Here is a 3,225-nt window from a genome sequence, read left to right on the forward strand (position 1 = left end):
GTCGGCGGCGGGGACACCTCCGTGCGCGACCTGCGCGCCGCCGCGGCGGTCGGCAAGGAGCGCGGGCCCGCCGCCGAGGCCGAGCAGTGGTACCGCCAGGCCGCCGCCCGCGGCCACCGCCGCGCCGCCCTGCACCTGGGCACCCTGCTGGAGGCGCGCGGCGAGATCCAAGAGGCCGCCCGTTGGTACCTGACCTCCGCCAAGGACGGCGAGTCCCGCGCCGCCTGCGCCCTCGGCTTCCTGCTCCGCGACGCCGGCGACAACGACAGCGCCGCCGTCTGGTGGCGCCGGGCCGCCCAGGACGGCGACGGCAACGCGGCCAACGCCCTGGGCGCCCTGCACGCCGACCGCGGCGAGTCCCAGCAGGCCGAGCGCTGGTACCGCGCCGCCCTGGACGCGGGCGACGTCAACGGCGCGTACAACCTCGCCCTGCTCTGCGCCGAGCAGGGCCGCTCCGCCCAGGCCGAGCAGTGGTACCGGCGCGCCGCCTACGCGGGCCACCGGGAGGCCGCCAACGCCCTGGCCGTCCTCCTGCTCCAGGCCGGCGACCCGGCGGGCGCCGAGCCGTGGTTCTCCAAGGCGGCCGAGGCCGGCAGCGTCGACGCGGCGTTCAACCTGGGCATCCTCTACGCCGGACGGCACGACGAGCGGGAGGCGCTGCGCTGGTACGAGCGCGCCGCCGCGGCCGGTCACACGGAGGCCGCCCTCCAGGTCGCCATGGCGATGCTGCGGGACGGCGGCCAGGAGGGCGCCGAGGAGGCCGAGCGCCACCTGCGGGTCGCGGCCCGCGGCGGCAGCGCCGAGGCGGCGTTCCGGCTCGCGAGCCTGCTGGACCGGGAGGACCGCGGCGAGGGGGCCGCGGCCGAGTGCGAGGAGTGGTACGACCGCGCCGCCCGCCAGGGGCACCGGCGGGCCCAGGTGCGGCTCGGGATGATCGTGGCGGCCCGCGGCGACGTCGTCCGGGCCGCCCGCTGGTACCGCGAGGCGGCGGAGGCGGGCAGCCGCAACGGCGCGTTCAACCTCGGCCTGCTGCTGGCCCGCGAGGGCAGCGAGCCGGAGGCGGCGCTGTGGTGGACGCGGGCCGCCGAGGCCGGGCACGGCCGCGCGGCCCTCCGGCTGGCCCTGCTGGCCGCCCGGCACGGCGACCTGACGGAGGCGCAGCTCTGGTGCGCGCAGGCGGTCGAGTACGGCCCGGCCGAGGTGGCCGAGCGGGCGGCGCGGCTGCGGGACGCCCTCCAGCAGGAGCTGTCGGCGTGACCGCCGCCCCGGCGGGCCGGAGCGCGCACTGGGGCGAGCGGCTGCTCGGGATCACCCGTTTGCACGGAACGCCTTGACCGGGTTACAGTTGGTTCAACGACGCGGGGTGGAGCAGCTCGGTAGCTCGCTGGGCTCATAACCCAGAGGTCGCAGGTTCAAATCCTGTCCCCGCTACTCTGGACGAAGGCCCGGATCCCCAGGATCCGGGCCTTCGTGCTGTGCCCGCACGGAGAGCCCGAACCGGCCCGGAACGAACGCCCCCCCGGCGCCCGTCGTCCGTCACGCCCCCGAGCAGCCCGGGCACAGCCCCCGGTACGTCACCTCGACCGCGGACACCTGGAACCCGAAGCGCTCCTCGGCCGGCAGCCCGGCCAGGAGGTCCCCGGCGGGGTGCACGTCGCGGATGGTGCCGCAGCGCGAGCACACCAGGTGCTGGTGCGCGTGGTGCGCGTTCGGGTCGTAGCGTTTCGCCCGGCCGTCGGTGCTCACTTCGATGATCTCGCCGAGGGACACCAGTTCGCCGAGCGTGTTGTAGACCGTCGCCCGGGAGATCTCCGGGAGCCGTTCGGTCGCCTTCGCGTGCACTTCGTCGGCGGTGTAGTGCACATGGTCCCCGTCGAGCACCTCGGCGACGACGCGCCGCTGCGCGGTCAGCCGCCAGCCGCGTCCCCGGAGCCGTTCCAGCAGGTCACTCATGCCATTCACCCATCAGTCAGATAGGACCAGCCTAGCAGCGGCAGGCGTCTACCACTGGATCCGGTTTTTATGTCAGCTCCATCTTGACTTAGACAAAGTCCAATGTAAGGATCGATCTCGCCGCAGGGCCGAAGAGGACCGGCCGGGCGGGCAGGACCGAGAAGACGGAGGCGTACGTGACGGTTCAGGACGAGGCCATGACCACAACGGGCCCGCTGACCACGGAGTCCGGAGCTCCGGTCGCGGACAACCAGAACAGCGAGACCGCGGGCATCGGTGGCCCCGTCCTGGTGCAGGACCAGCTGCTGCTGGAGAAGCTCGCGCACTTCAACCGCGAGCGGATCCCGGAGCGCGTGGTGCACGCCCGCGGCGCCGGCGCCTACGGCACCTTCACCGTGACCCAGGACGTCACCCGGTGGACCCGGGCGAAGTTCCTGTCCCAGGTCGGCAAGCAGACGGAAACGTTCCTCCGCTTCTCCACCGTCGCCGGCAGCCTCGGCTCGGCGGACGCGGTGCGCGACCCCCGCGGCTTCGCACTGAAGTTCTACACCGAAGAGGGCAACTACGACCTCGTCGGCAACAACACTCCCGTCTTCTTCATCCGGGACGCCATCAAGTTCCCCGACTTCATCCACACCCAGAAGCGCGACCCGTACACCGGCTCGCAGGAGGCGGACAACGTCTGGGACTTCTGGGGCCTGTCGCCCGAGGCCACCCACCAGGTGACCTGGCTGTTCGGCGACCGCGGCATCCCCGCCTCGTACCGCCACATGGACGGCTTCGGCTCGCACACCTACCAGTGGAACAACGAGGCCGGCGAGGTCTTCTGGGTCAAGTACCACTTCAAGACCGACCAGGGGATCAAGAACCTCACGCAGGAGGAGGCCAACCGGATCGCCGGTGAGGACCCCGACTCCCACCAGCGCGATCTGCGCGAGTCCATCGAGCGCGGCGACTTCCCGACCTGGACGGTATCCGTCCAGATCATGCCGGCGGACGAGGCGGCGGCCTACCGCTTCAACCCGTTCGACCTGACCAAGGTCTGGCCGCACGCGGACTACCCGCTGCACGAGATCGGCAAGCTGGAGCTCAACCGCAACCCGGACAACGTCTTCGCCGAGGTCGAGCAGTCCGCCTTCTCGCCCTCGCATTTCGTGCCCGGCATCGGCCCGTCCCCCGACAAGATGCTCCAGGGCCGGCTGTTCGCCTACGCCGACGCCCACCGCTACCGCGTCGGCATCAACGCCGACCAGCTGCCGGTGAACCGTCCGC

3 protein-coding genes and 1 tRNA gene are annotated in these 3,225 nt (G+C 72.7%); 3 read left to right on the top strand and 1 reads right to left on the bottom strand.

Annotation, left to right across the window (positions count from 1 at the left end):
• Both JNW98_RS34475 and JNW98_RS34480 read left to right on the top strand, forming a co-directional pair.
• On the top strand, nucleotides 1-1,257 hold a 1,257-nt coding region (locus JNW98_RS34475; RefSeq protein WP_223772226.1), incomplete at its 5' end, for a tetratricopeptide repeat protein.
• A gap of 100 nt (nucleotides 1,258-1,357) precedes the next feature.
• Nucleotides 1,358-1,431 (top strand) — tRNA-Met (locus JNW98_RS34480).
• 105 nt (nucleotides 1,432-1,536) lie between these two features.
• Here JNW98_RS34480 and JNW98_RS34485 read toward each other — a convergent pair.
• Nucleotides 1,537-1,953, bottom strand: a complete 417-nt coding sequence (locus JNW98_RS34485) for a Fur family transcriptional regulator (protein ID WP_223772227.1) — start codon at nucleotides 1,951-1,953, stop codon at nucleotides 1,537-1,539.
• A 197-nt stretch (nucleotides 1,954-2,150) separates the two neighbouring features.
• Here JNW98_RS34485 and JNW98_RS34490 point away from each other — a divergent pair.
• The coding region (locus JNW98_RS34490; RefSeq protein WP_223772228.1) for a catalase at nucleotides 2,151-3,225 on the top strand (1,075 nt) is incomplete at its 3' end.

The organism is Streptomyces huiliensis, assembly GCF_020037025.1.
GTDB classification, from domain to species: domain Bacteria; phylum Actinomycetota; class Actinomycetes; order Streptomycetales; family Streptomycetaceae; genus Streptomyces; species Streptomyces huiliensis.